This is a genomic window from Sulfitobacter pacificus (assembly GCF_030159975.1).
GTDB lineage: Bacteria > Pseudomonadota > Alphaproteobacteria > Rhodobacterales > Rhodobacteraceae > Sulfitobacter > Sulfitobacter pacificus.
This window is the reverse complement of the sequence record NZ_BSNL01000001.1, coordinates 800,688-825,440: the sequence shown is the minus strand read 5'-3', so window position 1 is coordinate 825,440 and position 24,753 is coordinate 800,688. Positions and strand designations below refer to the sequence as shown.

Genomic DNA, 24,753 nt, shown 5'->3' with positions numbered 1-24,753 from the left:
ACTTCGATCCGTCGCATTTAGCTGTCGCTGACACCCGCCTGTGCAAAGGTGGCCATGCTGGCGTGACAGGCCATCGCGCCTTTCAGAAGGCCAATCGCCAAAGCCGCACCAGATGCTTCACCCAGCCGCAAACCCAGCTGCAACAAGGGAGGTTTGCCCAAAGCCTCCAGCAGGCGGGCATGCCCGGCCTCGGCGCTTTGATGGCCGGCAACCGTATGATCTAACGCACCTTTTTGCGTATGCTCCAGACAGAGGGCAGCAGCGCAGCAGATGAACCCATCCAGAATGACCGGGATGCGCAAATCACGTGCCCGCGCCATCGCCCCTGCCATTGCGGCCAATTCACGCCCGCCCAGACGGCGCAGGGTTTCTAACCCATCCCCCTGCCCCTTGTGCAGGGTCACACCCTCTGCAACGACCTGTGTTTTCACACTAAGCCCCGCATCATTAACACCCGTGCCGCGTCCGGTCCATTCCGCCGCCTCTCCCCCCAGCAGGGCACAGGCCAGCGCAGCGGCTGAGGTTGTATTGGCGATCCCCATCTCCCCCACAACCAGCAGATCAGCATCCGCGTTCACCGCGTCCCATCCCGCCTGCAAAGCCGCGACAAGTTCTTCTTCGGACATTGCGGGGGCTTGGGTGAAATCTGCCGTCGGCTGATCAAGATCCAGCGCAACCACGTCCAATGTTGCCCCGTTCACCCGCGCAATCTGGTTAATCGCTGCCCCGCCATGTTGGAAATTCATCACCATCTGTGCGGTTACCTCGGCAGGGAATGCCGAAACACCCCGTGCTGCAACCCCATGGTTACCCGCGAAAACAATGACTTGTGGCGTGGAAATTTCGGTATTTTCACCACCGCGCCAGCTGCGGTACCACAGGGCAAGATCCTCCAGCTGGCCCAAGGCACCGGGCGGTTTGGTCAATTGCATGTTGTGCGCATCGGCAGCAGCACGCATATCGTCATCCGCAGGGGTGCACCCGGCCAGACAGGTGCGAAAATCAGACAGGGTTGCAAAATCATGGGTCATGGGCATGCTCTGGCTTTGGATTGCGTTGCCTCCTGTCTATCCACCACATCGCACCACAGGAAGAGGCCAAAAGGCAGAAAAGTGACTGGAAACGACATCATCAAATTTCGCCCCCGTTTTGCCGATCTGACAACCGCCCTGGGGTTGTTGACGCGGCTGCCTTTGCCCTCCTCGGTCTTCACAACGGATCAGACCCGGCCCGCGGCCCATGCTGCATGGGCCTATCCGCTGGTCGGGGTGGTCATCGCCAGCCTGTCGGCTTTTGCCGGATGGTTGACCCTATCGCTTGGCCTACCGCCAGCTGCTGCCGCTTTGTTCATGCTGCTGGCCAGCATCATCAGCACCGGTGCCATGCATGAGGACGGTCTGGCCGATTGCGCCGATGGCTTCTGGGGCGGCTGGACGCGGGAACGGCGGTTGGAGATCATGAAAGACAGCCAGATTGGCACCTATGGCGTGATTGCACTGGTGCTGTCACTGGCCTTGCGCTGGCTCGCCCTTACCGCGCTGCTTGAGGCTGGTGGCTATGTGGTGGCCTTGCTCTGCGTGGCGGTGATGTCGCGGGCGGCCATGGTTGCGGTGATGTATGGTCTGCCTGCGGCCCGCCCTTCCGGCCTTTCAGGCAATACCGGACGTCCGCCGAAATCCGCGATGGTCACTGCGGTGCTATCGGGAGTTATTGCCGCAACGCTGATACTGCCCGTCACCTTATTGCCCGTGCTGGTTACAACGATGGCTGTGGCACTTGTCGCCCGTGCCAAGGTTGGTGGGCAAACCGGGGATGTGCTGGGGGCGACGCAACAGGTGACGGAAATTGCCGTGCTGCTAAGTTTCCTTGCCACGCTGGCATAGAAAAACGCCGCCCCGTTTCAGGAACGGCGTTTTCGGATTATTCACAATCGCTTAGGCTGCGATGCGGCTTTCCAGCACGTCACCGATCTGCTTGGCCGCGGCAACCTCATCACCGCCCCCCACAGCGCCGACTTCGCGGGTCAGCCGCTCAAGTGCCGCTTCATAAAGCTGACGTTCGGAATAGCTTTGCTCGCGCTGATCGTCTGTGCGGTGCAGGTCGCGTACCACCTCAGCAATCGCAATCAGATCGCCCGAGTTGATCTTCTGCTCGTATTCCTGCGCACGGCGCGACCACATGGCCCGTTTGACCTTGGCCTTGCCCTTCAGCGTCTTCATCGCATGGGCAATGACATCAGGTGATGACAGCGCGCGCATGCCGATTTCAGTCGCCTTATGCGTCGGGACGCGCAGGGTCATCTTGTCTTTTTCAAAGGCAATCACAAACAGCTCCAGCGTGATGCCGGCGACTTCCTGCTCCTCAACGGATACGACCTGCCCAACGCCATGCGCGGGGTAGACGACAAACTCATTGGGGCGGAAATCAAGCTTTTTCGATTTAGACATGTAGTGGCTCCTGTGGCGCGGGCGAACCCGCAGTAAATAGTTGGGCTGTGGCAGACACGAAATAACGCATCCAATCGCAGCCATATGGCCCGCGATGGGGTGCGTCTAAGTCGGAATAGAATGGTCAGTTGTGGCAGCAGTTTCGCAAAGAGAAGTGATGCATTGGTGACCGATCGTCTGTTTCAGCTTTCACTTACTATACCACAAAAACGGCCGTTCCGAAAGTTCACCAGATTTGACGCAATTCCCCTGTAAAACAAGGCGCTAGGGGCAGATCATCACGAATCTCGCGCGAATCAGCCGCCCTCGCCGGGGGCTTCGGAAAAGTATTTTTCCAGCTTTCCGGTTTCGCCGTCACGCTCTTCCGCTTCGGGCAACTGGTCTTTCTTGGTGATGATCACCGGCCACAGCTCCGAATACTTGCGGTTGAACTCGACCCATTTCTCCGCATCCGGTTCTGTATCGGGGCGGATCGCGTCAGCGGGGCATTCAGGTTCACAGACGCCACAATCGATGCATTCATCAGGGTGAATCACCAGCATGTTTTCGCCTTCGTAGAAGCAATCCACCGGACATACCTCGACGCAGTCGGTGTATTTGCAGGCGATGCAGGCGTCGTTCACGATGTAGGTCATGGGAGGATCTCTGTCAGGAATGCTTTGGCGTGAAGTAAATCAGGGCGCGCGATCATTCAAGATAGCGGGCCTTAGAAAGATCAAGCGTGCGGCGATCCTTCTTACTTGGGCGCCCTTTCCCGTCAAAGCCGGGGTTTTTGGGTGGTTTGTTCTGGGTTTTGGGCTCTGGCGGGGACAGATCGGTATAAAGCGCCTGTGCTTCCGGGGCCGGACCACGCCGGATCCCCAAGGCGTCGATCTGGATCACGCGAATATGATCGCCCTGCGCAAAGGTCAGCACATCAGCGGGCGATACCGTGCTGGCTGGTTTCTTTGAAACGATGCCATTGATGCGCAGCACACCGGCCTTAACCTGTGCGGCGGCCAATGTGCGTGTCTTGAAAAACCGCGCGTGCCATAGCCATTTGTCCACGCGCAGTTTTTCGGTCATTTCAGACACTTATTTACTGTCCTTCAACCCCATCAAGGCCGCGGCGAAAGGATTGTCAGGGTCAATCGCCTTTTCCTTCTTGGGTGGACGGGCAGAGAAGTTCTGGGCCTTGTTGCCCTTATCACCCTTTGGTCCGCCTTTGCGGCCCTTGCCCTGCGACGGCTTGCCTTTGCCACGTGGCTTGTCATTGCTGCGGCGCGGGTTGCCAGTGTTGCGCGCGGGGCGACCCCAGGTGAAAGTGTAAAACACTTCCATCTCTACTTCGGCCACATCTGCATCAGGCGCCGTGCCGGGCAGGATTTCCTCGGCAGGGGTTTCCGGCAAGGCTGCCGCCACTTCAGGGGCTTCAACTGGCGTTTCTGCAATCGGTGCCACGCCCGCATCGGCGATTTCTGCCGTCGCGTCCGGTGCAGGGGATTCGGTAATTGCCCCTTCCGGTGCGGCATTTACATCCATCACCGGCGTGTCCGCCTTGGCCTCACCAGCTTTTGGCATCACCTCTGTGACCGGCTTTACCTTGCTGCGCTCTGCCTTTTCCGCGTGATAGCCCAACCCGCCCATCAGATCGGCAAATTGCTCAAGCGTCATGCCGGTGATCGACAACATATCCGCCTTGGCCTCAAACCCGCTGCGCGAGTTTTCACTGCGCAGCATGTCGGCCAGACGCTCCAACATATCAATGCGGATCGCACGGGTGCCTGCGTTGCGATATCCTGACATTGTGTCGGCCCCTTCGGGCGCACCGGCATCCACCGGAATGGTCACCAATCCGGGCGGCGGCGCTTCAGGGAATTCTGACAAGCCTTTGGAAAGCGACCACAACACCAGACGCAACCGGGTTGGCGCAGGTTTGAGCAGCAAAGGCATAAAGATGGTGAACTGACCAAAACGAATGCCATGTTTGCGCAGCGCACCACGGGCATCCTGATCCAGCGATTTGACATCCTCTGCCACCCGCGCGCGGGGAATAATGCCAAAGTTTTCAACCATCTGAAAGGCAAAGCCACGGGCCAGCCCGTTCAGTGTCTCATCCTTGGACAGCGCCAGAAGCGGTTCGAACAGCGCGGCAACCTTGCGATCAATGAAGTGCTGCAAACGGCGCTGCACCTTCTGCACAACCTCGGGGCCAGCAACATCATCGACAAATACTTCGACCTGCGGTTTCAGCGGATCCTGCCCCGCGACCAGCTTGCCCACCGCAGAAGCGCCCCACATCAGGCCGCCCTGTTCGGTGAAATCAATTTCCGTGTCGGGCGCATTGTAAAACCGGTCCGCACGCAGATGAAACTGCGGAGCCAACGCCTGAAGCGCTGCGGTCTTGATTGTCTTCTCTTCGGCGCCGCCTGCCCCTTTGTCGGCGCGGAAACGGAAACCGTCCAGCTTGCCTACAAATTCGCCTTCGACGGTCACTTCACCGGTATCGCTTACTTCGGCCACCATGGCTTCCTTCTGTCCTAGCCGGCGCAAAAGCACGGATGTGCGCCGGTCTACAAATCTTTGTGTCAAACGCTCGTGCAGGGCGTCCGATAGGCGGTCTTCTACGACACGAGTTGCCCCGCGCCAATGGCTTTCGTCCCTGGTCCAGTCTTTGCGCTGCGCGACATAGGTCCATGTGCGGATAAACGCCAATCGCTTGGACAGGGCATCGATATCCCCATCGGTACGGTCGATGCGTTTGACCTGACGCGCCAGCCAATCCTCGGAAATTTCACCTCTCTGATGCAGGTCGATGAAAATACTCTCCAGAAGGGCCGCGTGTTCCGCACTGCTGATGCCGCGAAAATCGGGAATACGGCATACATCCCACAGCAATTTCACCGAAGGACCATTGGTACAACGGGCATAAACCTCATCAAGCTGTCCGAGGGTTTTCAGCGCTTTCAGGTCGTCCGCCTCGCGGGCACGGACCAGTCTTTCCTCCTTGGGACTTACCTCTAGAGTTGAAATTAAACGGTCAATTGAGCCGAATTGCAAGGCATGGTTGCGCCAATTCAACTTGTTTTGTGGCGTGAAGTTATGGTCCATGATCGCCTGCGCCACGCCGTCATCCAGCGCCGGTGCGTCACCGGTTGTGCCAAAGGTCCCGCTTTTGAAACCGCGTCCCGCCCGCCCGGCGATCTGCGCCAGCTCATTTGGTGCCAACGGTCGCATCCGGCGCCCGTCAAATTTGCTGAGCGCGGAAAAGGCCACGTGATCTACGTCCAGATTCAGCCCCATCCCGATGGCATCTGTCGCCACCAGATAATCAACCTCACCGTTTTGATACATGTCGACCTGCGCATTGCGCGTGCGCGGGCTGAGTGCGCCCATCACCACCGCGGCTCCGCCCTTCTGGCGGCGGATCAACTCTGCGATGGCATATACATTCTCAACCGAAAATCCCACAATTGCACTGCGTGGCTTCATCCGGCTTATCTTTTTCTGACCTATATGGGTGAGTTCGGACATCCGCTCGCGAGTGACAAAATGCACCTCGGGCACCAGTGCTGCAATGCTGCCACGCATGGTGCTTGCCCCCAGAAACAGGGTTTCATGCAAACCCCGATAGCGCAGCAGGCGGTCGGTAAACACGTGCCCACGCTCTGGATCGGCACAAAGCTGGACCTCGTCAATTGCAACGCAATCCGCGCCCATTCCTTCGGGCATCGCCTCTACGGTGCAGACCCAGTATTGCGTGCGCGGCGGCACGATACGCTCCTCTCCGGTGACGAGCGCCACCACGGAGGGACCACGGATCGCAACGATCCGGTCATAGACCTCGCGCGCCAAAAGGCGCAGCGGCAGTCCGATGATGCCGGTACGATGCCCCAGCATCCGTTCGATTGCATAGCTGGTTTTGCCTGTGTTGGTCGGGCCCAATACGGCCACAACCTTTCCATTGCCTGACACTTTTTATCCGATCAGAGTTCGCGGCCAATGCCGTCGCGTTTCAATCGGCTTAATGCCTCGCGTGAATTCTCATGGCTAGGGTAGATCGCCAAGACTTTGCGATAAAGCTGCGCCGCTCTGCGCAGATCCCCAAATTCCTGCAATATCACCCCCAAACCGAACATCGCCTCATAATGCAGTGGATTCAGGGCCAGAGTGGTTTCAAGATCATCCAGCGCCGGGCCATAAAGATTGGCCCTAAAATAGGCTTCAGCGCGAGCATGGAACCCTTCGGCGAAATCTGGCGCATGGTCGGTCAAGGCTGTCAGATGTTCGATCGCCAGAGGGTATTGCCCATCTGACAAGGCCTCTCGCCCGCGCCGCAACAGCAAATCCATCGCCGCAGAGCCGGATTTTGACCACTCCAGCTCGATTTCCTTGGCCACGCGGGGCGCATCAATTTCATTGGCGTTTTTCAACCTATCGAAGACTTCCGGTGCCACAGTCCCCGCAAAACCTGTGCTGCACAGCAACACAAAGGCACCGAGTGCCGCAAGGTGACGTTTGAGGTTGACGGGTAAGTTGCGCATAACAACAGTGAATGTAACAGGCTGCCGCCACAAATCCAGACGTGACCGGCACCATTTTGCCAAAAAGGGCTGAAGATGAGCGATATTGTGAACGAAGCTGTCACTGTACTGAATGCAAAGCTGGCGGGGGCTGATTTTGACGGATCTGCCAAATTCGACATTGAGGGCGAAGGTGCCGTAATGATCGATGGTTCTGGCGCACGTGCCGCTGACGAAGACGCCGATGTCACGCTGAGCGCGGATGCCGATACGTTTAAGGAAATCCTTGACGGTGAAACCAACCCGACCTCTGCCTTTATGACTGGCAAGCTAAAGGTTGATGGCGACATGGGCATGGCAATGAAACTGGCCTCTGTTCTGGCCTGATGGACCTGACTGCGGCACCTCTGTTTACTGATGTGTTCCCCGGTCCCGAGGGCGGGGTTGCGCATTGGGCTGTCACCTCTGACGGCAAGCGGATCAGGGTCGCCCACTGGCCGCTGACCGGTGCCAAAGGCACTGTGCTTATGTTCCCCGGCCGCACTGAATATATTGAAAAATATGGACAAACTGCGCGCGAACTTGCCGGGCGCGGCTTGGCCACACTCTGTATTGACTGGCGCGGACAGGGGCTGTCGGACCGGCTGCTTGACGATCCGCTTGTCGGGCATGTCGACAGTTTTTCCGACTATCAAAAAGATGTCGCTGCCCTGATGCGGGCCGCGCGGGCACTGGCACTGCCACGGCCCTACTTTCTGTTGGCCCATTCGATGGGCGGCTGTATCGGATTGCGCGCGGTGATGGAGGGGATGGGCGTTCAAGCCGCCGCCTTTACCGGTCCGATGTGGGGAATCTACCTCAAGCCGCATCTGCGCGGCGTGGCACAATTCCTTGCCAATGTGATGCCGCGATTTGGCAAGGGCCACCAGCTGCCCCCCGGCACCATAAAAGAACCCTATGTGATCAGCGCCCCGTTTGAGGACAACCTGCTGACCACAGATTTGGAAATGTACGACATGATGCGCGATCAACTGGCCGCCCATCCTGAATTGTCGCTGGGCGGCCCAAGCTACATCTGGCTACGCGAGGCGCTGGCAGAAACCCGCCACCTTGCCGAACGCGCGGCTCCAAACCTGCCGGCGGTGACATGGCTGGGCACCAATGAGCGTATCGTCAATGTCCTGCCTATTCACACGCGCATGGAACATTGGGTCGGCGGGCGGCTTGAACTGGTCGAAGGCGGCGAGCATGAGATCCTTATGGAACATCCTCAAATCCGCACACAGGCGTTTGACGGGATCGAAAAGCTGTTCCTCGGGACGGTGACAAGTTAAAACACCCCTCGTCACTTTGAAATACGCGCGTTTGGACTAGGTTAGGCCTATGACACGCGAACCCATCCTGAGCTTCACAGACAAGGGCATCTATTGCGCCGCTGGTGATTTCTATATCGATCCCTGGCGACCGGTAGAGCGCGCCTTGATCACCCATGCCCATGCGGACCATGCACGCCCCGGCATGGGGACATATCTGGCCACAGATGGCACATTGCCAATAATGCGCCACCGGCTTGGGGATATCTCTGCCAGCAGCATCGCATATGGACAAGCGCTGCGGATCGGGGATGCGCAGGTTTCCTTCCATCCGGCGGGGCATGTTCCGGGCTCTGCGCAGATCCGGGTGGAGGTCGGCGGCGAAATCTGGGTGGCCTCCGGCGACTACAAGACCACCAATGACGGGCTGTCCGAACCGTTTGAGACAGTAAAATGCCATCATTTCATCACCGAAAGCACCTTTGGTCTGCCCGTGTTCCGCTGGGCAGACCAAAACGCCGTGGCAGCGGAAATCAACGCATGGTGGGCCAGATGTGCCGCTGTGGGAAAGACTGCGTTTCTAGGGGCTTACGCCTTGGGCAAGGCGCAGCGGTTGATGTCTATGCTGGATCCGCAGATCGGTCCGATCCTGACCCATACCGCCGTTGAAAACACCAACCGGGTGCTGCGGGAACAGGGCTATGCCTTGCCTGATACGATCCTTGCCAATGCGGATCTGAACCCAAAGGAACACCCCGGTGCGATTGTGATTTGCCCGCCCTCTGCCATGGGCAGTGCATGGGCGCGCAAGTACGGGCCACAGGAAACCGGCTTTGCCTCCGGCTGGATGGCGGTTCGCGGCATTCGCCGACGTCGCGCAGGGGACCGCGGCTTTGTCATTTCCGATCACGCGGATTGGGCTGGGTTGCTGGCTGCAATCAAAGAAACTGGTGCAGAAAATATATATGTAACACACGGTTACACGGATATCTTCAACAGATACCTTAATGAAAACGGTTGGCAATCACAGGTCGTCCCAACCCAGTTTGAAGGCGAAACACTGGAGGCGCAAGAAGACACATGAAACGTTTTGCCACCCTGTTCAACGCCATTGACCAAAGCACCAAAACCACGGTGAAAGTCGCCGCCTTAGCCGATTACTTTGCACAGGCGGATGATCTTGACCGGTTGTGGACGGTTGCGCTGTTCTCGGGCCGACGTCCGAAACGTGCTGTGACGACCACACGGCTGCGCGAATGGGCGGCAGAGGTCGCGGATGTGCCGCTTTGGCTGTTTGAGGACAGCTATGCAATTGTCGGGGATCTGGCCGAAACCATCTCCTTGATTTTACCCGTGACCAGATCGAGTGACAATCGCCCGCTTTCACATTGGATCGACGCCTTACGCGATCTTTCTAATGTGGAAGAGCCTGAACGAAAGGCCTTTGTTCTGAATGCCTGGCAACGCTTGGGCGGCACCGAGCGGTTCGTCTTTAACAAGCTGATCACCGGCGGGTTTCGGATGGGAGTCAGCCAGAAACTGATGACCCGCGCATTGGCACAGGCCACTGGCAAACCGGAGGCGGAGCTTGCACATCGCCTGATGGGAAACTGGCATCCGGACACCCACAGCTGGCACAGCCTGATTGAAGCCGAAGACGCCAGTGCCGACGCCTCGCGGCCCTATCCGTTCTATCTGGCCTATGGTCTGGAACAGGAACCACAGGCCTTGGGCACCCTCGAAGATTGGCGTGCGGAATGGAAATGGGATGGCATCCGTGGTCAGCTGATCCTGCGCGATGGCGGTTACTTTGTCTGGTCACGAGGTGAGGAACTGATGACCGACCGCTTTCCGGAATTGGCCCGCGCAATCGATCATCTACCGGGCGGCACGGTACTGGATGGTGAACTGCTGGTCTGGCAGGCAGGCATGGACAGCCCCGCCTCCTTCAACGCCCTGCAACCCCGTATCGGGCGCAAGACGGTGCCAAAAAAACTTCTGGCCGAAGCACCGGTGGTGCTGCACGCCTATGATCTGCTGGAATGGCAGGGCCAAGACATCCGCAATCTACCCTTTGCCGAACGCCGCGCCTTGCTGGAAACCGCCTGTGCCGATCTGCCTGTTGACGCCCCCATCAGACTTTCGCCACAGCTTGAATTTACCAGCTGGGACAGGCTGGCCGACTATCGCCGCAATGCACGGGCGGCCCATGCCGAGGGTCTGATGCTGAAACGCACCGACAGCCCCTATCTTGCAGGTCGTAAAAAGGGGGATTGGTGGAAATGGAAACTGGACCCGCTCACCATTGACGCGGTGATGATCTATGCACAGTCGGGATCCGGGCGGCGGGCCAACCTGTTCACCGATTTCACTTTTGCCGTGCGCAATGGTGATGATCTTGTCCCATTCACCAAGGCGTATTCGGGACTGACCGACGCGGAGTTTCGCCAGATCACCGCTTGGGTGCGCAAAAACACCCTGCAAAAATTCGGCCCCGTGCGTCAGGTCACCCCGCACCATGTGTTCGAAATTGCCTTTGAGGGTATCCAGCCCAGCACACGCCACAAATCCGGCGTGGCCCTGCGCTTTCCGCGAATGAAACGCTGGCGCAAGGACAAGCCACTGGCCGAGGCGAACACGTTGGACGATCTGAACGAAATGCTGCGCATTTATGGCTGACCGGGCGCTTGTCCCTCTGCCCTGCCACGCTTAGGTAGGTTAAAACAGATGAGGTATCCGATGTTCCAACTCCCCTTCCCCCTTCGTGACGTAAACGCCAGCCATGGCGATAAAAACCTGGGCGATCTGCCCGAATGGGATCTAAGTGATCTATATACGGGCGAAGATGCGCCGGAATTGAAACGCGATCTGGACTGGCTGGAGCAGGCTTGCGCCAGTTTCGCCAGCGACTACGAAGGCAAACTGGAGGGGCTGGATGCTGCCGGATTGCTGGAATGCGTGCTGCGCAACGAAAAGATCAACCAGATTGCTGGCCGCATCATGTCCTTTGCTGGTCTGCGCTATTATCAACTGACCACGGACGTGGGTCGGGCGAAATTCATGTCCGACATGCAGGAGAAAATCACCAATTTCACCACGCCGCTGGTGTTCTTCACGCTGGAACTGAACAAACTGCCCAATGATCACATGGGCAAACTGCTGGCGCAGAACGTTGATCTGGCACGATACAAGCCAATCTTTGACCGCATCCGCGCGATGAAGCCCTATCAGCTGTCTGACGAGCTTGAGAAGTTCATGCATGATCTGGGTGTGGTTGGTGACGCATGGGAACGAATGTTCGATGAAACCATCGCCGGTCTTGAGTTCGAAGTTGACGGTGAACAGCTGGGCATTGAGGGCACATTGAACCTGCTGACCGATCCTGTGCGCGAAAAACGCGAGGCAGGCGCACGCGAATTAGCGGATGTTTTGGGCAGCAATATCAAAACCTTCGCCCGTGTGCATAACACACAAGCCAAGGAAAAAGAGATCATCGACCGGTGGCGCGGGATGGAAACCGCGCAGACCGGCCGTCACCTGAGCAATCAGGTTGAACCTGAGGTCGTCGAGGCGCTGCGCGATGCGGTTGTCGCCGCTTACCCCAAGCTAAGCCACCGTTACTACGAGCTGAAACGCAAATGGCTGGGGCTGGACAAGATGCAGGTCTGGGACCGCAACGCCCCCCTGCCGATGGAAGATCCCCGCGTGGTGGATTGGGCTTCGGCCGAAAAAACCGTGATGGAGGCCTATAACGCCTTTGATCCGCGCATGGGTGAACTGGCCGCGCCCTTCTTTACCAAAGGCTGGATTGATGCCGCGGTAAAACCGGGCAAGGCACCGGGGGCATTCGCCCATCCCACTGTCACCGATGTGCATCCCTATGTGATGCTGAACTATCTGGGAAAACCCCGTGATGTCATGACCCTGGCGCATGAGTTGGGCCATGGTGTGCATCAGGTTTTGGCGGCAGATCAGGGCGAAATGTTGTCCTCCACCCCGTTGACGCTGGCAGAAACCGCCAGCGTCTTTGGCGAGATGCTGACCTTCCGCAAAATGCTGGATGGGGCCAAGACCCAGGCAGAACGCAAGGTCCTGCTGGCCGGCAAGGTCGAGGATATGATCAACACAGTTGTGCGCCAAATCGCGTTTTACGATTTCGAATGCAAACTGCATGCGGCCCGGCGTAACGGGGAGCTGACCCCCGATGACATCGACGCCCTGTGGATGTCCGTGCAGGGTGAATCCCTTGGACCGGCCTTTGAGTTTATGGAAGGGTATAAACACTTCTGGGCCTATATCCCGCATTTCGTGCATTCACCCTTCTACGTCTACGCCTATGCCTTTGGCGATGGCCTCGTGAACGCGCTTTATGCGGTCTATGCAGAGGGTGAAGAGGGCTTTGAAGAGAAATACTTCGACATGCTCAAGGCTGGTGGATCAAAGCACCACAAGGAGTTGCTGGCCCCTTTCGGCCTAGATGCCAGCGATCCGGCGTTCTGGGATAAAGGGTTGTCGATGATTTCCGGCTTCATCGACGAATTGGAAGCGATGGAGGATTAATCACGCCACGCGTAACACCCCACGCCGTCCCTTTTCAGGGGGCGGCTGAAGGGCACGGCATAATCCACCTGCGTATTCCACTGACCAAAATCAGGGGTGCGCGGGTTCACCGTATTGAAATCAAACTGAAAATCCCCTCCGGTGCCAAATTTCCAGCCATTGCAGATGGTGGTCAGCTCCTGCCGCATCACCCATTTTTGCGAAGCTTCAAAACTCTGGTAACCAGCCAGCCCTTTCGACTGCGACAGCCAGCAATATTCCACCATTCCCGATGAAAGCAGGTGCTCGCACACCAGCCCGCCGCCATAGCCGCCGATTTTGTAGCGGATGCCGGTTTGATTGCCGAAATTTGTGAATATCGTCTGAATATCGCGGAAATATGTGTCAATATAGGGCAGGATATCGTGCGGCCCGTGTTTGCCCGCCGTGCCGCCGAACAGGTCCACCGCCTCTTCGCGGTAAATGTCGTAGAATTCCTGATGTTTGCGGAACGATCCCGCTCCCATACTCGCTTTCAACGTCGCTTGGCGCGATGGCGAAATCTCTCCACCAGCGCTTTTGGCGTATTCGTAATTGGCCGATTGTATCGCCCCGTCCACACCATCCACCCCGAAGTAGATCGCCGAGCCGCTGGGTTGCCCGTTGGCGAGCGCCAGCTCAATCGCGCGCTGCGCATCCAGCGTACCGCGTCCCGGCGTGACAAAGGTCATCGGATTGTCATTGTTATGCTGGAACACCGCCAGCAGGCTGAAACCCGCCTGCAAAATTGCTTGGGTTTCCTCCGGCACCAATGTCTTGCACGGCAGGGTTTCCGCGACATTGTCATAATAGCGAATGATCGTATCCACCCCCAAATCACGGATCGCTGCCATCGCAGGCCTGCCAGCGCGCGGTAGAATGTCAGTCAACGGATGTGAGGCGTCAATCACTGTGAACCCGGGATGCGCCTCGCAAGATGGCCCCGCATCAGCCGCTTGTGGTAAGCCGATGACAAGAAATGAAAGAATAGCAGCGTGAAGGGTCATTTCGCCGCTGTGAAAGGGGATGCAGTCGCGCTTTAGCATACAGCAGCTTACCAGAAATCCCCGGGTCACGCTACTTCAACTGACTGTCTTTCGAGCCACGCCGATTGATGCCGCCCCGCGCCTGAAACTGCTGGTCCCGTTCACGCACGCACTCAATACAAAGTTTCACCCCCGGCAAAGCCGCGCGCCGCGCCTCTGGGATCGGTTCTTCGCATTCTGCGCAGTGGGTCCGGCTCTCGCCCACCGGTGTTTTACGCGCCTTCAATCGCGCCAGTTCATCGTTGATGGATGCCTCGATCTGTTCGGATACCGCGCCATCCTTTGCCCATCCGCCTGCCATACCCTGCCCTTTTCATGAAAAAACCCTGCCCTATGATGTGGGCAGGGTTTCAATCTCGTCAAGTCAGCCAATCCTCAGGCCCGCATTTACGCCGTGGCGAGCATGCCCTTTTCCTTGGCCAATTCGCGCATCCGCTTTTGCAGTTTTTCAAACGCCCGCACCTCAATCTGGCGGATCCGCTCGCGGCTGACGTCATATTTGCTGCTCAGATCCTCCAGCGTGATGGTTTGGTCGCTCAACCGGCGCTGGGTCAGGATATCGCGTTCACGTTCGTTCAACACTTCCATCGCATCCGCCAGCATCTCGCGCCGCGTCTCAAGCTCGTCACGTTCGGCATAATCACCGGCTTGATCGGCGTTGTCATCCTCCAGCCAGTCCTGCCATTGCATGGTGCCCTCGCCTTCAGAGCCGACCTGTGCATTCAGCGAGGCATCGCCCCCCGACATGCGCCGGTTCATCGAGATGACCTCGGCCTCTGTCACGCCCAGCTGGTTGGCGATGGTTTTCACGTTTTCCGGGCGCAGATCACCCTCTTCCAGCGCGCCAATCTTGTTCTTGGCCTTACGCAGGTTAAAGAACAGTTTTTTCTGGCCGGATGTCGTGCCCAGTTTCACCAAGGACCACGAACGCAGGATATATTCCTGAATCGACGCCCTGATCCACCACATCGCATAGGTGGCCAGCCGGAACCCTTTTTCGGGGTCGAACCGTTTCACCGCCTGCATCAGGCCGACATTCGCCTCTGAAATCACTTCGGCCTGCGGCAAACCATAGCCACGATAGCCCATGGCGATCTTGGCCGCCAAACGCAAATGCGATGTCACCATCTTATGCGCGGCTTCGGTATCCTCTTTTTCCACCCAGGCCTTGGCCAGCATATATTCCTCTTCCGGCTCCAGCAGTGGAAACTTACGGATCTCCTGCATGTAGCGGTTCAAACCGCCTTCCGGTGTGGGTGCCGGCAGATTTGCATAATTGGCCATAACTGGTCCCTTTCCCTGAAGATCCCGCTTTTCAAGAACTGATGTTTACGGGCTTAACATCAATATGGGCGGCCCCGTTTCTTTTACAAGACCATCTGCATCGGTTTTGTTCATATTGGCATAAGATTGATGAATGGGAAGTTACCTTACAGGGCGCTCACGTGCTTGTGCAGTTCCCTTCAAACCGCCAGGCGGACCACATCCAAGAGATCGGCCATATCCTGTGGCAACTGCGCCTCAAACCGCATCATCTGCCCTGACACCGGATGCTCAAACCCAAGGACCGCCGCATGCAGCGCCTGCCGGGGAAACCCCTTGACCGTCTCGGCGGCAATCTGTGGCAGGGCTGCCTTGGGCAGTTTGCGTCGCCCGCCATAGGTCGGATCCCCCACCAGCGCATGTCCCGCATGGGCCATATGCACCCTGATCTGATGGGTGCGCCCGGTTTCCAACCAGCATTCCATCAAGGCCAAGACCGGTGGCGTGCCGAAACTTTCCACCGTGCGGGCCCGCGTCACCGCGTGACGCCCGCCATTAAACAACACCGCCTGCCGCTGCCGGTCGGTCTTGTGCCGCGCCAGCTGCGTGGTCAGCTTCAAGATATTGCCGGGTTCAAACGATGCCCCCTTGATGCCCCGCAAGCGCGGGTCATTGCCATCGGGCACACCGTAGACCAGCGCCTTATAATACCGTTCAACCGTGTGTTTCTCAAACTGCCTGGCCAGGCCATGATGCGCCGCATCCGATTTTGCCACCACCAGCAAGCCACTGGTTTCCTTATCAATCCGATGCACAATGCCGGGACGTTTCATGCCACCAACTCCGGACAGGTTGTCGCCGCAATGCGCCATCAGGGCATTCACCAAAGTCCCCGAAGGTGATCCCGGTGCCGGATGCACCACCATACCTGCAGGTTTGTTGACGACCACCAGATCATCATCTTCAAACACCACATCCAGTGGGATCACCTCGGCCTGAATATGGCTCTCCTCCGCCTCCTCCACACCAATCTCGACCATCTGGCCTTCGGCAACCCTTGCGCGCGGATCGCGGACCACCTCGCCGGCCACCCTCACCGCACCCTGCTCGATCAACTTGCCCAGCCTCGTGCGCGACAGGTTCGCCTCCTCTGGCACATCCCGCGCCAGCGCCTTATCAAGACGGGGGTGCGGGCTTTCCCGCAGGACAAATGAAATACGGCGGTGAATTGACATGGATGATCCCATTGAGCCTGCAAACCTGCGGTTCTTACGGCGGTTGGTGACGGTGCTGACCGTGGTGATGATTGCGGGCGTTCTAGTGGTGATTGGCCTGCTTGTCACGCGATTGAACCGGGATACGCCGGTTTTGCCCGACCAGATCACCCTGCCCGAAGGAAAAACCGCCCGTGCTTTCACCCAAGGCCCGGATTGGTATGCCATCGTCACCTCAGAGGATGAGATCCTGATCTATGACCGCCTCACCGGTGGTTTACGACAGACCCTCCAGATCGACTGATCGCCCCTCTTTTTGGCCGTATATCCTGCGGGGAATCGATCTTTGATCGATGGGGCAGAGCCCCAAAAACATTCTCAACAAGTGACCTCAAGGCAAAATAGTGCCCAGCATACCTTCTCAGCTGAGCCGCGCCTTTGCTACGCAAAGACTCACACCCACCGCTTTCAAAAAATCGTTGATTTTGTTGAAGGTGGTACCGCCTCCCCGGCTTGAACGGGGGACCCCTGGTTCCACAAACCAGTGCTCTAACCAACTGAGCTAAGGCGGCACACGAGGCCGATTTAGCGGCCCCTCACAAAGATTGCAAGACCAAAGGCACCGCTTAAAGCGTGATTTCCCAATGCTGTTCGATCAAAGGCTGGCCAAAGGAGACAACTGGCTCTGATGACATCAGCTGCCAGCCGTTTTTGGCATAAAGCGCGCCTGCCGCGCGGTGGGATTCATGGGTCCAGAGCTTCATCTCGCTATATCCCTGCGCCTGGGCGAATCCCATACATTGCGCCAGCATCCGCTGTCCCAGCCCCTTGCCACGCGCCTTCTCCGTCAACAAAAACAACCGCAGCTTTGCAGTCTGATCATCCAGTTTCACACAAAAGATACTGCCCAGCCGCTGCCCCTCCTGACATGCGATCCAGCCCCGTTCACATGTGGGATCATGCTGATCTAGGAAATCATCCAGAATACTGGCCACCAAGACACCAAAACTGGAGTCAAACCCTTCTGCGCGCGCATAGGACTCTCGGTGCTCTGCCGCCAGCCAATCCCGGTCCTGCGCCACAAATTTGCGAATCTCGACATTCTCCATCCTGTCACCCTGCCCGCACAGGTGCTTGCCTTTCAAGCCTGTACAGGTTAGCGATGCACCCGAGATTTTGGAGGCAGCCATGGGCATCAACACCGAACGCGACATCGAAGCCAACCTTCAGATCGGCCCCACCGATGCGGGCATGGTGCGCCTCTTCGTTGAAGGCGATGGCATTGAGATCCCGATGGATTTCACCCCGGAAGAGGCCTATGAAATTGCTGAAGAAATCACCGCGGCCGCCAATCGGGTCAGCGGCAGCAAAGCCAACCGTTAACACCCATTGGTTTAATCCCACTGCGGGTGCATGTCGGGATCGCGCAGCAAGTGCAGCCGCCGCGCCGCATGGAAAGCGAACTTCTGCACCATGACCTTGCGCCGTGCAGCGGCCAATCGGCTTTCCGGCCCCATGCGAATGATCTCCCCGCCATAGGCGTCGGCAATGATCAAACCGCTGTCATCGGGCAGCAGCTCGGTTGGAAAATCACTGTCCACCGCCCAGAAAAACCGGTCTGCCCATTCAAGATAGCCGCGCCATTTGCTGTCTGACATGTAATCCGCGCGCGAGGATTTACATTCCACCACCCAAATCTCCCCTTTGGGACCCAGCGCCATCACATCCACCCGCAAACCGCGCGTGGGCACCAGCTCCTCAACGCAGGCAAAGCCGTGGCTGACCAAATGCCGCGCCGCCCCCCGCGCCAAAAGCTGGCCGGGTTGAAGCGACAAAGGGGGCACTGCGTGTTCGACAATAGACATATGACAATCATGAACATTTCATGAACATTTGCAAGAGAGCTTGTCCCATTGCCTGCTTGATCACCAGATCCACCACATAAATGGCTTGACATGATACCTTATGGTTTCGCATGTATGAAACCATAAGGTATCACAAAGAGGAGCCTCCATGCCCGACAGCACACAGATGACCTTTCGCGCTCTCGCTGATCCGACTCGGCGCGACATCCTTGCCCTTCTGCGTACCAAGGACATGACCATCGCGGATGTCTCGGATCAATTCGACATGACCCGCGCAGCGGTCAAGAAACACCTCACCGTGCTCAGCGACGGCGGGTTGATCACCATCACCCCGCGCGGCCGTGAACGCATCAACAGCATCAATCCAAACGGCTTTGCACCGGTCCTCAGCTGGCTCGAAGTCTTTGACAACTTCTGGGACGACCGCCTCGACGCCCTGAAAAATGCCATCGAAAAGGATAATACATGACCCACCCCGTAATCGAAAAAACCATCTTCCTGAAGGCCCCCCGCGCCGATGTCTGGGAGTATCTGACCCAGCCGGACAAACTGGCCTTGTGGTTCCACCCCCCAAAAACACCACTCACCGAAGGCCAACCGCTTGCCATGTTCGGTGCCGAGTCCGGAGATAAATTGATCAGGGGAGATGTCATCACAGCCCGTGCACCGGAATATCTGGAATATACTTTCACCGTCGGCCCGATGGGGGATGCCACCAGTACTGTCAAATGGACCTTGGATGAGGTTACGGGCGGCACCCGTCTGCATCTGCGCCATGAGGGCCTGCCCACAGGTGACGCGGCATTTGGTCTGCTGCTATCGCTGGACAAAGGCTGGGACGAACACATGGGCCGCATGCGCGGGTATATCAACGAGGATACCTAGATCGAAAAACGCAGGCGGGACAAATAACCCCGTCTGCGCCCTTGCGCGCCCCCTGCCCGCGCCCTACCTATGAGGGGTGGCGGGTTCTACCCTGTTCGTGAGACGTTACATTCCAGTGGCCTTAAGCAAATCCTAGGGAGCTGGCTCTGTTCGAGCCCTGGTTCGTTTATCTGGCGCCCACCTGTACATACAGGTCCCCGGGAATAAAAAACCGACCGGCAATGGTGGTCCCGTCACACCCACCTTACCAAAAACCCATGAATGCACTCAGTTGCGCGGCTCTCCGGCCCTTACCCGCAGTGGTGTCAGCCCGGCAGGAGTGCCGCCTTTGGGCCCTTTGTCCTCGCGGTTTTCCTCACTCATCAGCATCACGGCCACGCCGGTTTGCACCCCGGCAAAGACAATCCCGTTCAGCACCCAGAACACCACCAGCGCCATCAATCCGATGTCAGAGGTGCTGATCAGATGCCACAGGTTCGCGATGTTCAGCCACAACAACCCCGCGATAAAAATGGCGGAAAGGGCAAAACCAATCACACAATGTTTGATGTAGAATCGAAAGATAACCGGCATGAGGCGACTCCTTTAGACCAATATAGCCTAAAACCGCCGCTTTCAAAATTGGTCAAAACGCCTCGGGGCGTGCCTCGCGGGCCATGTGATCCAGCACCGCGTTTACAAAACTCGGTTCCTTACCCTCGGGAAAGAACGCGCGGGCAATGTCGACGTATTCTGAAATCACCACTTTCGGCGGTGTGCCCGTGTCGCGCAGTTCCGCACCGGCGGCACGAAACAGCGCACGCAAGGTCGGGTCGATCCGCGCAATTGCCCATTTGGCCACCAACCCACGATCGGTCATCTGGTCAATCGGGGCCTGATAATTTACAGCATCGTCAAGGACCTGCGAGAAATGCGCAATATCACCGTCCTGCATTTCAACACCGTCCAAGGTCGCGCCAAATCGGTGGTCCAGAAACTCGGCACGCACTTTTTCAACGGTCAGCGACGAATGCTCCATCTGAAACAGCGCCTGCACAGCATAGAGCCGCGCGGCGGATTTCATCTTGCGTTTCTGATTCCCCGACAGGCCAGTCGTCATGCGATTTTACTTCCATCTGTGTCGCCAGCCATCAGCGTATCCTCGCCCCGTGGTTTGAAGCCGATACCCTTGCTGGTGTGCGCCCACTTACGGGCCAGTGCGATCAGATGCAAGGCCGCCGCTGCTGCGCCGCCGCCTTTGTTCTGCCCCTCAGGATCTGCGCGCACTTCCGCCTGCTTTTTATTCTCTACTGTCAGGATGCCATTGCCAATACACAGCCCCTGCAAGCCCAGCAATTGCAGCGCACGGCTGCTGTCATTGCAGACGGTTTCATAATGGGTGGTTTCCCCTCGGATAACACAGCCCAATGCAACGTATCCGTCAAAGTTGCTGCGCCGGTCACTGATGCCGATGGCCGTCGGAATTTCCAGCGCACCGGGCATTTCCACCACCTCAAAATCCGCACCTGCGGCGCTCAATTCAGCCTTGGCACCGGTCAACAACCCATGGGCAATATCGCTGTAATAGGGCGACACCACGATCAACACCTTTACAGGCTTGTCAAATTCGGGCCGTGCAAGGACGGTGTGTTCTTCCGAGGATGCCATGTCTTAACCTTCCGCAATCGGGCGGGTGCCCACGATTTCAATGTGATAAGCGTCCAATCCTAAATATCGCGTTTCAGGATTATCCGTCAGCAACACCAACTTGCGCAGCCCCAGCGTAGAGAGGATCTGAGCGCCCAAACCGGTGTTCTTGACCGTGCGCGGCCCTTCGTCCTCATCGTCCAGGCGCAATTTTGGATAGGGATCACGGAACAGCAAAACCGCGCCGCGCCCTTCCTCTGCAATGATCTGCATCGCGCGGGGCAATTCATCTGCCGGGCTGGGCCCAAGACCCAGAATATCCTCCAGCGCGTTGATCGCATGGGTGCGCACCAGCACAGGATCATCCGTGGAAATATCGCCTTTGCTCAGCACCACATGGTCCGTGCCGGTGATCTGATCGGCAAACACCCGCATCTGCCATTCCCCGCCATAGGCCGAAGTCACCTTACGGCTGTCGCGTTCTACCAACAGATTGTCATGCGCATGACGATAGGCAATCAGATCGCTGATCGTGCCGATTTTCAGACCATGTGCCGCGCCAAACTCCACCAGATCCGGCAGACGCGCCATGGTGCCATCTTCTTTCATGATCTCGCAAATCACGCCCGAGGGATGTAGCCCTGCCAAGCGGCTGATATCAACCGCCGCCTCGGTATGACCGGCGCGCACCAGCACCCCGCCATCACGTGCACGCAAGGGAAACACATGCCCCGGCGTGGCAATATCCGCCGCGCCGTTTTCCTCGTCAATCGCCACGGCCACGGTCAACGCCCGGTCAGCGGCTGAAATCCCCGTGGTGACCCCCTCGCGGGCCTCGATGCTGACGGTAAAGGCGGTCTCGTGACGCGAAGAGTTGTTCATCGCCATCATCGGCAATTCCAGCGTGGCAATCCGCTCTGCGGTCATCGGTAAACAGATCAACCCGCGCCCATGGGTCGCCATAAAGTTGATCGCATCCGCATCAGCAAACTGTGCCGGGATCACCAGATCGCCTTCATTCTCGCGGTCCTCATGATCCACCAGAATAAACATCCGGCCAGCCCGCGCTTCTTCGATAATCTCCTGGATCGGAGCAATGGCTGCTGACAGCTGCTCTTCCACGGGTCCGGGTGTTTCAAAGTTCATGACATTTCCTCGCGTCTATGCCCCGCTGATACCTCAGCACACCTGTCTTGACCAGAGCCGCGCCACCGCTCGCAACCCGCCGCTGCGTCACCAAAAGGTGCCCGGCCACAGCCCCTTCATCTTGCCCTTAAACTCGATCCCGCAGCCCGCCAAATCGACAAACAGCCGTGTTCAACCCGTGGCCAAAACCAGCCTGCCCCGCCGGACCTTAAGCAAAATACCGTGCGGTTTCCAGATAGCCCGCCGCCTGCGCCGCCGTGCTCCAGTCACGCTCAAATCCCGTGTCGCCAATGATCAGCACCTGATCCCGACTAAGACGCTGACCGGTGATCACCTCACCCAGATGATCACGCATATCGGCCCAGTTATCAGTGAACCTCGGTGCCATCGCCACATGATCCAGCATCGGATTGGCCGTGGCCACCACATCGGCCCGCAACGGCGCATGCACCAGCGCCAGCTTGCGTGCGCCCTGCACTGCGCTTACAGCCTCGCCACGTGCCACCGGCATGGCCGGCGCATCTGCCCGCACAATCCGCAAGGCGTTTGACGAAAACAACAACCCCATCACATCACGCCCCGTGGCTTTGCGCACTGCCGCATAGGTCGGGTAATCCAGCCCAAGTGCGCGCGCCCGTGCCACATGCATCTTGACCACCATCAAGGGCACCGCCTTGGGCATCGCCGCATCCCGGGCCTTTTGCCACTGGAACGCGCGGTATTTACCGCCCCGCTCCATGGTTGGCCCCTGATTATGACCGATCCCCGCAATCATGACATTTCCGCCAGACGCGCCACATAACGGGCCAAGGTGTCGATCTCCAGATTGATCCGATCACCAAGCGTCACATCACCCCAGGTGGTCACCTCTTTGGTATGGGGGATGAAATTGATGCCGAAATCACAATCCGCCACCTCGTTCACCGTCAAAGAGGTGCCGTTCAAGGCAACCGAGCCCTTGGGCGCAATGAAGCGCGCCAACTCTTTGGGCGCACGCAGGGTCACCCGCGTGCTGTCCCCCTCATCGACGATGGCGACAACCTCGGCCACACCATCCACATGGCCCGACACGATATGCCCGCCCAGTTCATCCCCTACTTTCAGCGCGCGCTCCAGATTGATCCGCTGTCCCTCGATCCACCCATCGAGGTTGGTCTTGCTGACAGTTTCGGCGCTGATCTGCACCTCGTACCAATCCGGTCCCAGATCCACGACGGTCAGGCACACCCCGTCGCTGGCAATCGACGCCCCCATGTCAATGCGGCTGGTGTCATACCCCGTAGTGATCCGCGCCCGCAGATCGCCGTCCTGCTGTAACGCAGCGATACTTCCAACGTCGGTGATTATTCCGGTAAACATGGCGGCCCTCTCCTATACATCTTCCCTTGACGTATCCCTCGTAGCCTACCCTGACAAGAGAGCCGCCCAACAGAGCAAATCTGTTGCCTTATTTTCGCCCAGATTTAATATAAAATTAAGAAAACGCATAATAAAGAGGCCCTGATGAGCACGACAGAACCCGACAAGCGGGTCTTCCTCTTTCTGCAAGGGCCGCATGGTCCCTTCTTTCACCGGCTCGGCAAAATGCTGCGGCTGGCGGGGGCAGAGGTATGGCGTGTCGGGTTCAATGCCGGGGACCGCGCTTTCTGGTTCCATCCGGCCAGCTACATCCCCTTTCACGGCGCAGCAGGCGAATGGAATGATACCTTTGCCACACTCCTAAGCGAAAAAAGCGTCACCGATGTTGTGCTATATGGCGATACCCGCCCGATCCACGCCGGCGCGGTCGCAGAGGCCAAACGGCGCGGCATTACCGTACATGTCTTTGAAGAAGGCTATATGCGCCCCTATTGGGTGACCTATGAACGGGGTGGCTCCAACGGCAATTCACGCCTGATGGAGATGACAATCCCGCAGATGCAGGCCGCGCTGGCCCAATCCGACATGGAGGCCCCCCTGCCCCCCGGCCATTGGGGCGACATGCGCCAACATATCTTTTACGGCGCACTATATCATTCGTTTGTGATGTTCCGTAACGCGGAGTACCGCAATTTCCGCCCCCACCGCAGCCTGCCTGTGACCAAGGAATTCACACTATACATCAAACGCCTGTTGCTGATGCCGCTGCTGGCGGCAGATCGCTTGCTGGCCACAATGCGCATCCGGCTGGGCGGATTTCCCTATCATCTGGCGCTGCTGCAACTGGAACATGACAGCTCTTTCCAAAAACACTCGCCTTTCAATACAATGGCTGATTTCCTTGAGCTGGTGATCAAAGGATTTGCCGAAGGCGCACCCAAACACCATCACCTTGTGATCAAGGCCCATCCACTTGAAGATGGCCGCGTGCCTGTGCGCCGTGATGTCAAGCGTCTGGCCGCCAAACTGGGGATCGCAAACCGCGTGCATTTTGTGCGCGGCGGCAAGCTGGCGCAGCTGCTCAATGATGCCCGCACAGCCGTGACCGTCAATTCCACGGCCGGTCAACAGGTGCTTTGGCGCGGCATCCCGCTGAAGGTTTTTGGCCGCGCGGTCTATGCCCAGCCGGAATTTGTATCAGATCAACCATTGGCAGAGTTCTTTGCGCAAGCCTCGCGCCCTGACAACAAGGCCTATAAGGACTTTCGCCGCTATCTCCTTGAAACATCACAGGTTCCCGGTGGTTTCTATTCCTCCCGTGGCCGCCGCCAATTGCTGCGACAGGTGGTTGATATGATGCTTTCCGGCGAAGATCCCTATGATGCGCTGCAATCGGGCACCGCGGCCCCACGGCAACAGTTGCGCCTTGTCACCTGATCTAACCACCTCGTCCCACTGGATTTTCAAATCTCCCTAGGGTAGCGTGGGCGTAATTACGTCGAAACAATC

29 protein-coding genes, 1 tRNA gene and 1 other RNA gene are annotated in these 24,753 nt (G+C 57.8%); 12 read left to right on the top strand and 19 right to left on the bottom strand.

Features of this window, described 5'->3' with window-relative positions; genetic code table 11:
* Positions 1-17 precede the first annotated feature (17 nt).
* The gene (gene cobT, locus QQL78_RS04145; protein WP_284370853.1) at positions 18-1,031 is read right to left on the bottom strand and encodes a nicotinate-nucleotide--dimethylbenzimidazole phosphoribosyltransferase; all 1,014 of its coding nucleotides are present in this window, start codon (positions 1,029-1,031) and stop codon (positions 18-20) included.
* Positions 1,032-1,112: 81 nt separating this feature from the next.
* On the opposite strand from cobT, the gene cobS reads away from it, so the two are divergent.
* Positions 1,113-1,883 carry an adenosylcobinamide-GDP ribazoletransferase gene (gene cobS / locus QQL78_RS04140; RefSeq protein WP_284370851.1) on the top strand — a complete coding sequence of 257 codons (771 nt, stop codon included), beginning with the start codon at positions 1,113-1,115 and terminating at the stop codon, positions 1,881-1,883.
* Positions 1,884-1,934: 51 nt separating this feature from the next.
* Here cobS and QQL78_RS04135 read toward each other — a convergent pair whose 3' ends face one another.
* The 5 genes from QQL78_RS04135 to QQL78_RS04115 form a co-directional block, all read right to left on the bottom strand.
* Positions 1,935-2,447 carry a CarD family transcriptional regulator gene (locus QQL78_RS04135; RefSeq protein WP_025044283.1) on the bottom strand — a complete coding sequence of 171 codons (513 nt, stop codon included), beginning with the start codon at positions 2,445-2,447 and terminating at the stop codon, positions 1,935-1,937.
* Between the two features lie 296 nt (positions 2,448-2,743).
* Complete coding sequence (gene fdxA, locus QQL78_RS04130) at positions 2,744-3,082, bottom strand: ferredoxin FdxA (RefSeq protein WP_025044282.1); 339 nt, start codon at positions 3,080-3,082, stop codon at positions 2,744-2,746.
* A 52-nt stretch (positions 3,083-3,134) separates the two neighbouring features.
* Complete coding sequence (locus QQL78_RS04125; RefSeq protein ID WP_284375437.1) at positions 3,135-3,512, bottom strand: RNA-binding S4 domain-containing protein; 378 nt, start codon at positions 3,510-3,512, stop codon at positions 3,135-3,137.
* A 9-nt stretch (positions 3,513-3,521) separates the two neighbouring features.
* Complete coding sequence (locus QQL78_RS04120; protein WP_386258900.1) at positions 3,522-6,380, bottom strand: helicase-related protein; 2,859 nt, start codon at positions 6,378-6,380, stop codon at positions 3,522-3,524.
* A gap of 32 nt (positions 6,381-6,412) precedes the next feature.
* Complete coding sequence (locus QQL78_RS04115; protein ID WP_284370842.1) at positions 6,413-6,970, bottom strand: tetratricopeptide repeat protein; 558 nt, start codon at positions 6,968-6,970, stop codon at positions 6,413-6,415.
* 75 nt (positions 6,971-7,045) lie between these two features.
* Between QQL78_RS04115 and QQL78_RS04110 the strand changes: the two genes are divergently transcribed.
* The 5 genes from QQL78_RS04110 to QQL78_RS04090 are packed head-to-tail and all read left to right on the top strand — an operon-like array spanning position 7,046 to position 12,822.
* Positions 7,046-7,336: an SCP2 sterol-binding domain-containing protein gene (locus QQL78_RS04110; RefSeq protein WP_284370840.1), complete on the top strand. Its 291-nt coding sequence runs from the start codon at positions 7,046-7,048 to the stop codon at positions 7,334-7,336.
* Positions 7,336-8,283, top strand: coding sequence for an alpha/beta fold hydrolase (locus QQL78_RS04105; RefSeq protein WP_284370838.1), 948 nt, complete (start codon positions 7,336-7,338; stop codon positions 8,281-8,283). Before QQL78_RS04110 ends, QQL78_RS04105 begins: the two co-directional genes overlap by 1 nt.
* Before the next feature lie 49 nt (positions 8,284-8,332).
* The gene (locus tag QQL78_RS04100; RefSeq protein ID WP_284370836.1) at positions 8,333-9,346 is read left to right on the top strand and encodes a ligase-associated DNA damage response exonuclease; all 1,014 of its coding nucleotides are present in this window, start codon (positions 8,333-8,335) and stop codon (positions 9,344-9,346) included.
* Positions 9,343-10,941 carry an ATP-dependent DNA ligase gene (locus tag QQL78_RS04095; protein ID WP_284370834.1) on the top strand — a complete coding sequence of 533 codons (1,599 nt, stop codon included), beginning with the start codon at positions 9,343-9,345 and terminating at the stop codon, positions 10,939-10,941. Before QQL78_RS04100 ends, QQL78_RS04095 begins: the two co-directional genes overlap by 4 nt.
* A gap of 60 nt (positions 10,942-11,001) precedes the next feature.
* A complete protein-coding gene (locus QQL78_RS04090; RefSeq protein ID WP_284370832.1) occupies positions 11,002-12,822 on the top strand; it encodes a M3 family oligoendopeptidase in 1,821 nt (606 codons plus the stop codon).
* Here the strand turns inward: QQL78_RS04090 and QQL78_RS04085 are convergent.
* From QQL78_RS04085 to QQL78_RS04070, 4 genes are all read right to left on the bottom strand, one after another.
* Positions 12,819-13,847, bottom strand: a complete 1,029-nt coding sequence (locus QQL78_RS04085; protein WP_284370830.1) for a glycoside hydrolase domain-containing protein — start codon at positions 13,845-13,847, stop codon at positions 12,819-12,821. The genes QQL78_RS04090 and QQL78_RS04085 overlap by 4 nt on opposite strands.
* A gap of 70 nt (positions 13,848-13,917) precedes the next feature.
* Positions 13,918-14,187: a DksA/TraR family C4-type zinc finger protein gene (locus QQL78_RS04080; RefSeq protein WP_284370828.1), complete on the bottom strand. Its 270-nt coding sequence runs from the start codon at positions 14,185-14,187 to the stop codon at positions 13,918-13,920.
* Positions 14,188-14,273: 86 nt separating this feature from the next.
* Positions 14,274-15,170, bottom strand: coding sequence for an RNA polymerase sigma factor RpoH (gene rpoH / locus QQL78_RS04075; RefSeq protein ID WP_284370826.1), 897 nt, complete (start codon positions 15,168-15,170; stop codon positions 14,274-14,276).
* 179 nt (positions 15,171-15,349) lie between these two features.
* A complete protein-coding gene (locus QQL78_RS04070; protein ID WP_284370824.1) occupies positions 15,350-16,384 on the bottom strand; it encodes an RluA family pseudouridine synthase in 1,035 nt (344 codons plus the stop codon).
* Between QQL78_RS04070 and QQL78_RS04065 the strand changes: the two genes are divergently transcribed.
* Entirely contained in the window at positions 16,383-16,667 is a 285-nt protein-coding gene (locus QQL78_RS04065) for a DUF6476 family protein (protein ID WP_284370822.1), read from the top strand. The two genes, QQL78_RS04070 and QQL78_RS04065, sit on opposite strands and share 2 nt — an antisense overlap.
* A gap of 191 nt (positions 16,668-16,858) precedes the next feature.
* Here the strand turns inward: QQL78_RS04065 and QQL78_RS04060 are convergent.
* Positions 16,859-16,935, bottom strand: a tRNA-His gene (locus QQL78_RS04060).
* A gap of 54 nt (positions 16,936-16,989) precedes the next feature.
* Complete coding sequence (locus QQL78_RS04055; protein ID WP_386257435.1) at positions 16,990-17,553, bottom strand: GNAT family N-acetyltransferase; 564 nt, start codon at positions 17,551-17,553, stop codon at positions 16,990-16,992.
* Between QQL78_RS04055 and QQL78_RS04050 the strand changes: the two genes are divergently transcribed.
* Positions 17,552-17,746: a DUF6324 family protein gene (locus QQL78_RS04050; protein WP_284370820.1), complete on the top strand. Its 195-nt coding sequence runs from the start codon at positions 17,552-17,554 to the stop codon at positions 17,744-17,746. The genes QQL78_RS04055 and QQL78_RS04050 overlap by 2 nt on opposite strands.
* An 11-nt stretch (positions 17,747-17,757) precedes the next feature.
* Here QQL78_RS04050 and QQL78_RS04045 read toward each other — a convergent pair whose 3' ends face one another.
* Positions 17,758-18,228, bottom strand: a complete 471-nt coding sequence (locus QQL78_RS04045; protein WP_284370818.1) for an MmcB family DNA repair protein — start codon at positions 18,226-18,228, stop codon at positions 17,758-17,760.
* 148 nt (positions 18,229-18,376) lie between these two features.
* Between QQL78_RS04045 and QQL78_RS04040 the strand changes: the two genes are divergently transcribed.
* The 3 genes from QQL78_RS04040 to ssrS all read left to right on the top strand — a co-directional run bounded on the left by QQL78_RS04040 (position 18,377) and on the right by ssrS (position 19,348).
* Positions 18,377-18,697, top strand: coding sequence for an ArsR/SmtB family transcription factor (locus QQL78_RS04040; protein ID WP_284370815.1), 321 nt, complete (start codon positions 18,377-18,379; stop codon positions 18,695-18,697).
* On the top strand, positions 18,694-19,113 hold the full coding sequence (locus QQL78_RS04035; protein WP_284370813.1) for an SRPBCC family protein: 420 nt from the start codon (positions 18,694-18,696) through the stop codon (positions 19,111-19,113). Before QQL78_RS04040 ends, QQL78_RS04035 begins: the two co-directional genes overlap by 4 nt.
* Positions 19,114-19,193: 80 nt before the next feature.
* A non-coding RNA gene (ssrS, locus tag QQL78_RS21670) (6S RNA) lies at positions 19,194-19,348 on the top strand.
* 32 nt (positions 19,349-19,380) lie between these two features.
* On the opposite strand, the gene QQL78_RS04030 is transcribed toward ssrS, so the two are convergent.
* From QQL78_RS04030 to QQL78_RS04005, 6 genes are all read right to left on the bottom strand, one after another.
* Entirely contained in the window at positions 19,381-19,686 is a 306-nt protein-coding gene (locus QQL78_RS04030; RefSeq protein WP_284370811.1) for a hypothetical protein, read from the bottom strand.
* A 52-nt stretch (positions 19,687-19,738) separates the two neighbouring features.
* Entirely contained in the window at positions 19,739-20,212 is a 474-nt protein-coding gene (gene nusB, locus QQL78_RS04025) for a transcription antitermination factor NusB (protein WP_284370810.1), read from the bottom strand.
* Entirely contained in the window at positions 20,209-20,760 is a 552-nt protein-coding gene (locus QQL78_RS04020) for a 6,7-dimethyl-8-ribityllumazine synthase (RefSeq protein WP_284370808.1), read from the bottom strand. The genes nusB and QQL78_RS04020 overlap by 4 nt, the downstream gene beginning before the upstream one ends.
* Positions 20,761-20,763: 3 nt before the next feature.
* Positions 20,764-21,885, bottom strand: a complete 1,122-nt coding sequence (ribB, locus tag QQL78_RS04015; protein ID WP_284370806.1) for a 3,4-dihydroxy-2-butanone-4-phosphate synthase — start codon at positions 21,883-21,885, stop codon at positions 20,764-20,766.
* A 208-nt stretch (positions 21,886-22,093) separates the two neighbouring features.
* Positions 22,094-22,660 (bottom strand): hypothetical protein, encoded by a 567-nt coding sequence (locus QQL78_RS04010; RefSeq protein WP_284370804.1) that lies wholly within the window; start codon positions 22,658-22,660, stop codon positions 22,094-22,096.
* Positions 22,657-23,244 carry a riboflavin synthase gene (locus QQL78_RS04005; protein ID WP_284370803.1) on the bottom strand — a complete coding sequence of 196 codons (588 nt, stop codon included), beginning with the start codon at positions 23,242-23,244 and terminating at the stop codon, positions 22,657-22,659. Before QQL78_RS04005 ends, QQL78_RS04010 begins: the two co-directional genes overlap by 4 nt.
* A 144-nt stretch (positions 23,245-23,388) precedes the next feature.
* Here QQL78_RS04005 and QQL78_RS04000 point away from each other — a divergent pair, with 144 nt between their 5' ends.
* Entirely contained in the window at positions 23,389-24,681 is a 1,293-nt protein-coding gene (locus QQL78_RS04000) for a capsule polysaccharide biogenesis protein (RefSeq protein WP_284370802.1), read from the top strand.
* The last annotated feature ends 72 nt before the right edge of the window (positions 24,682-24,753 follow it).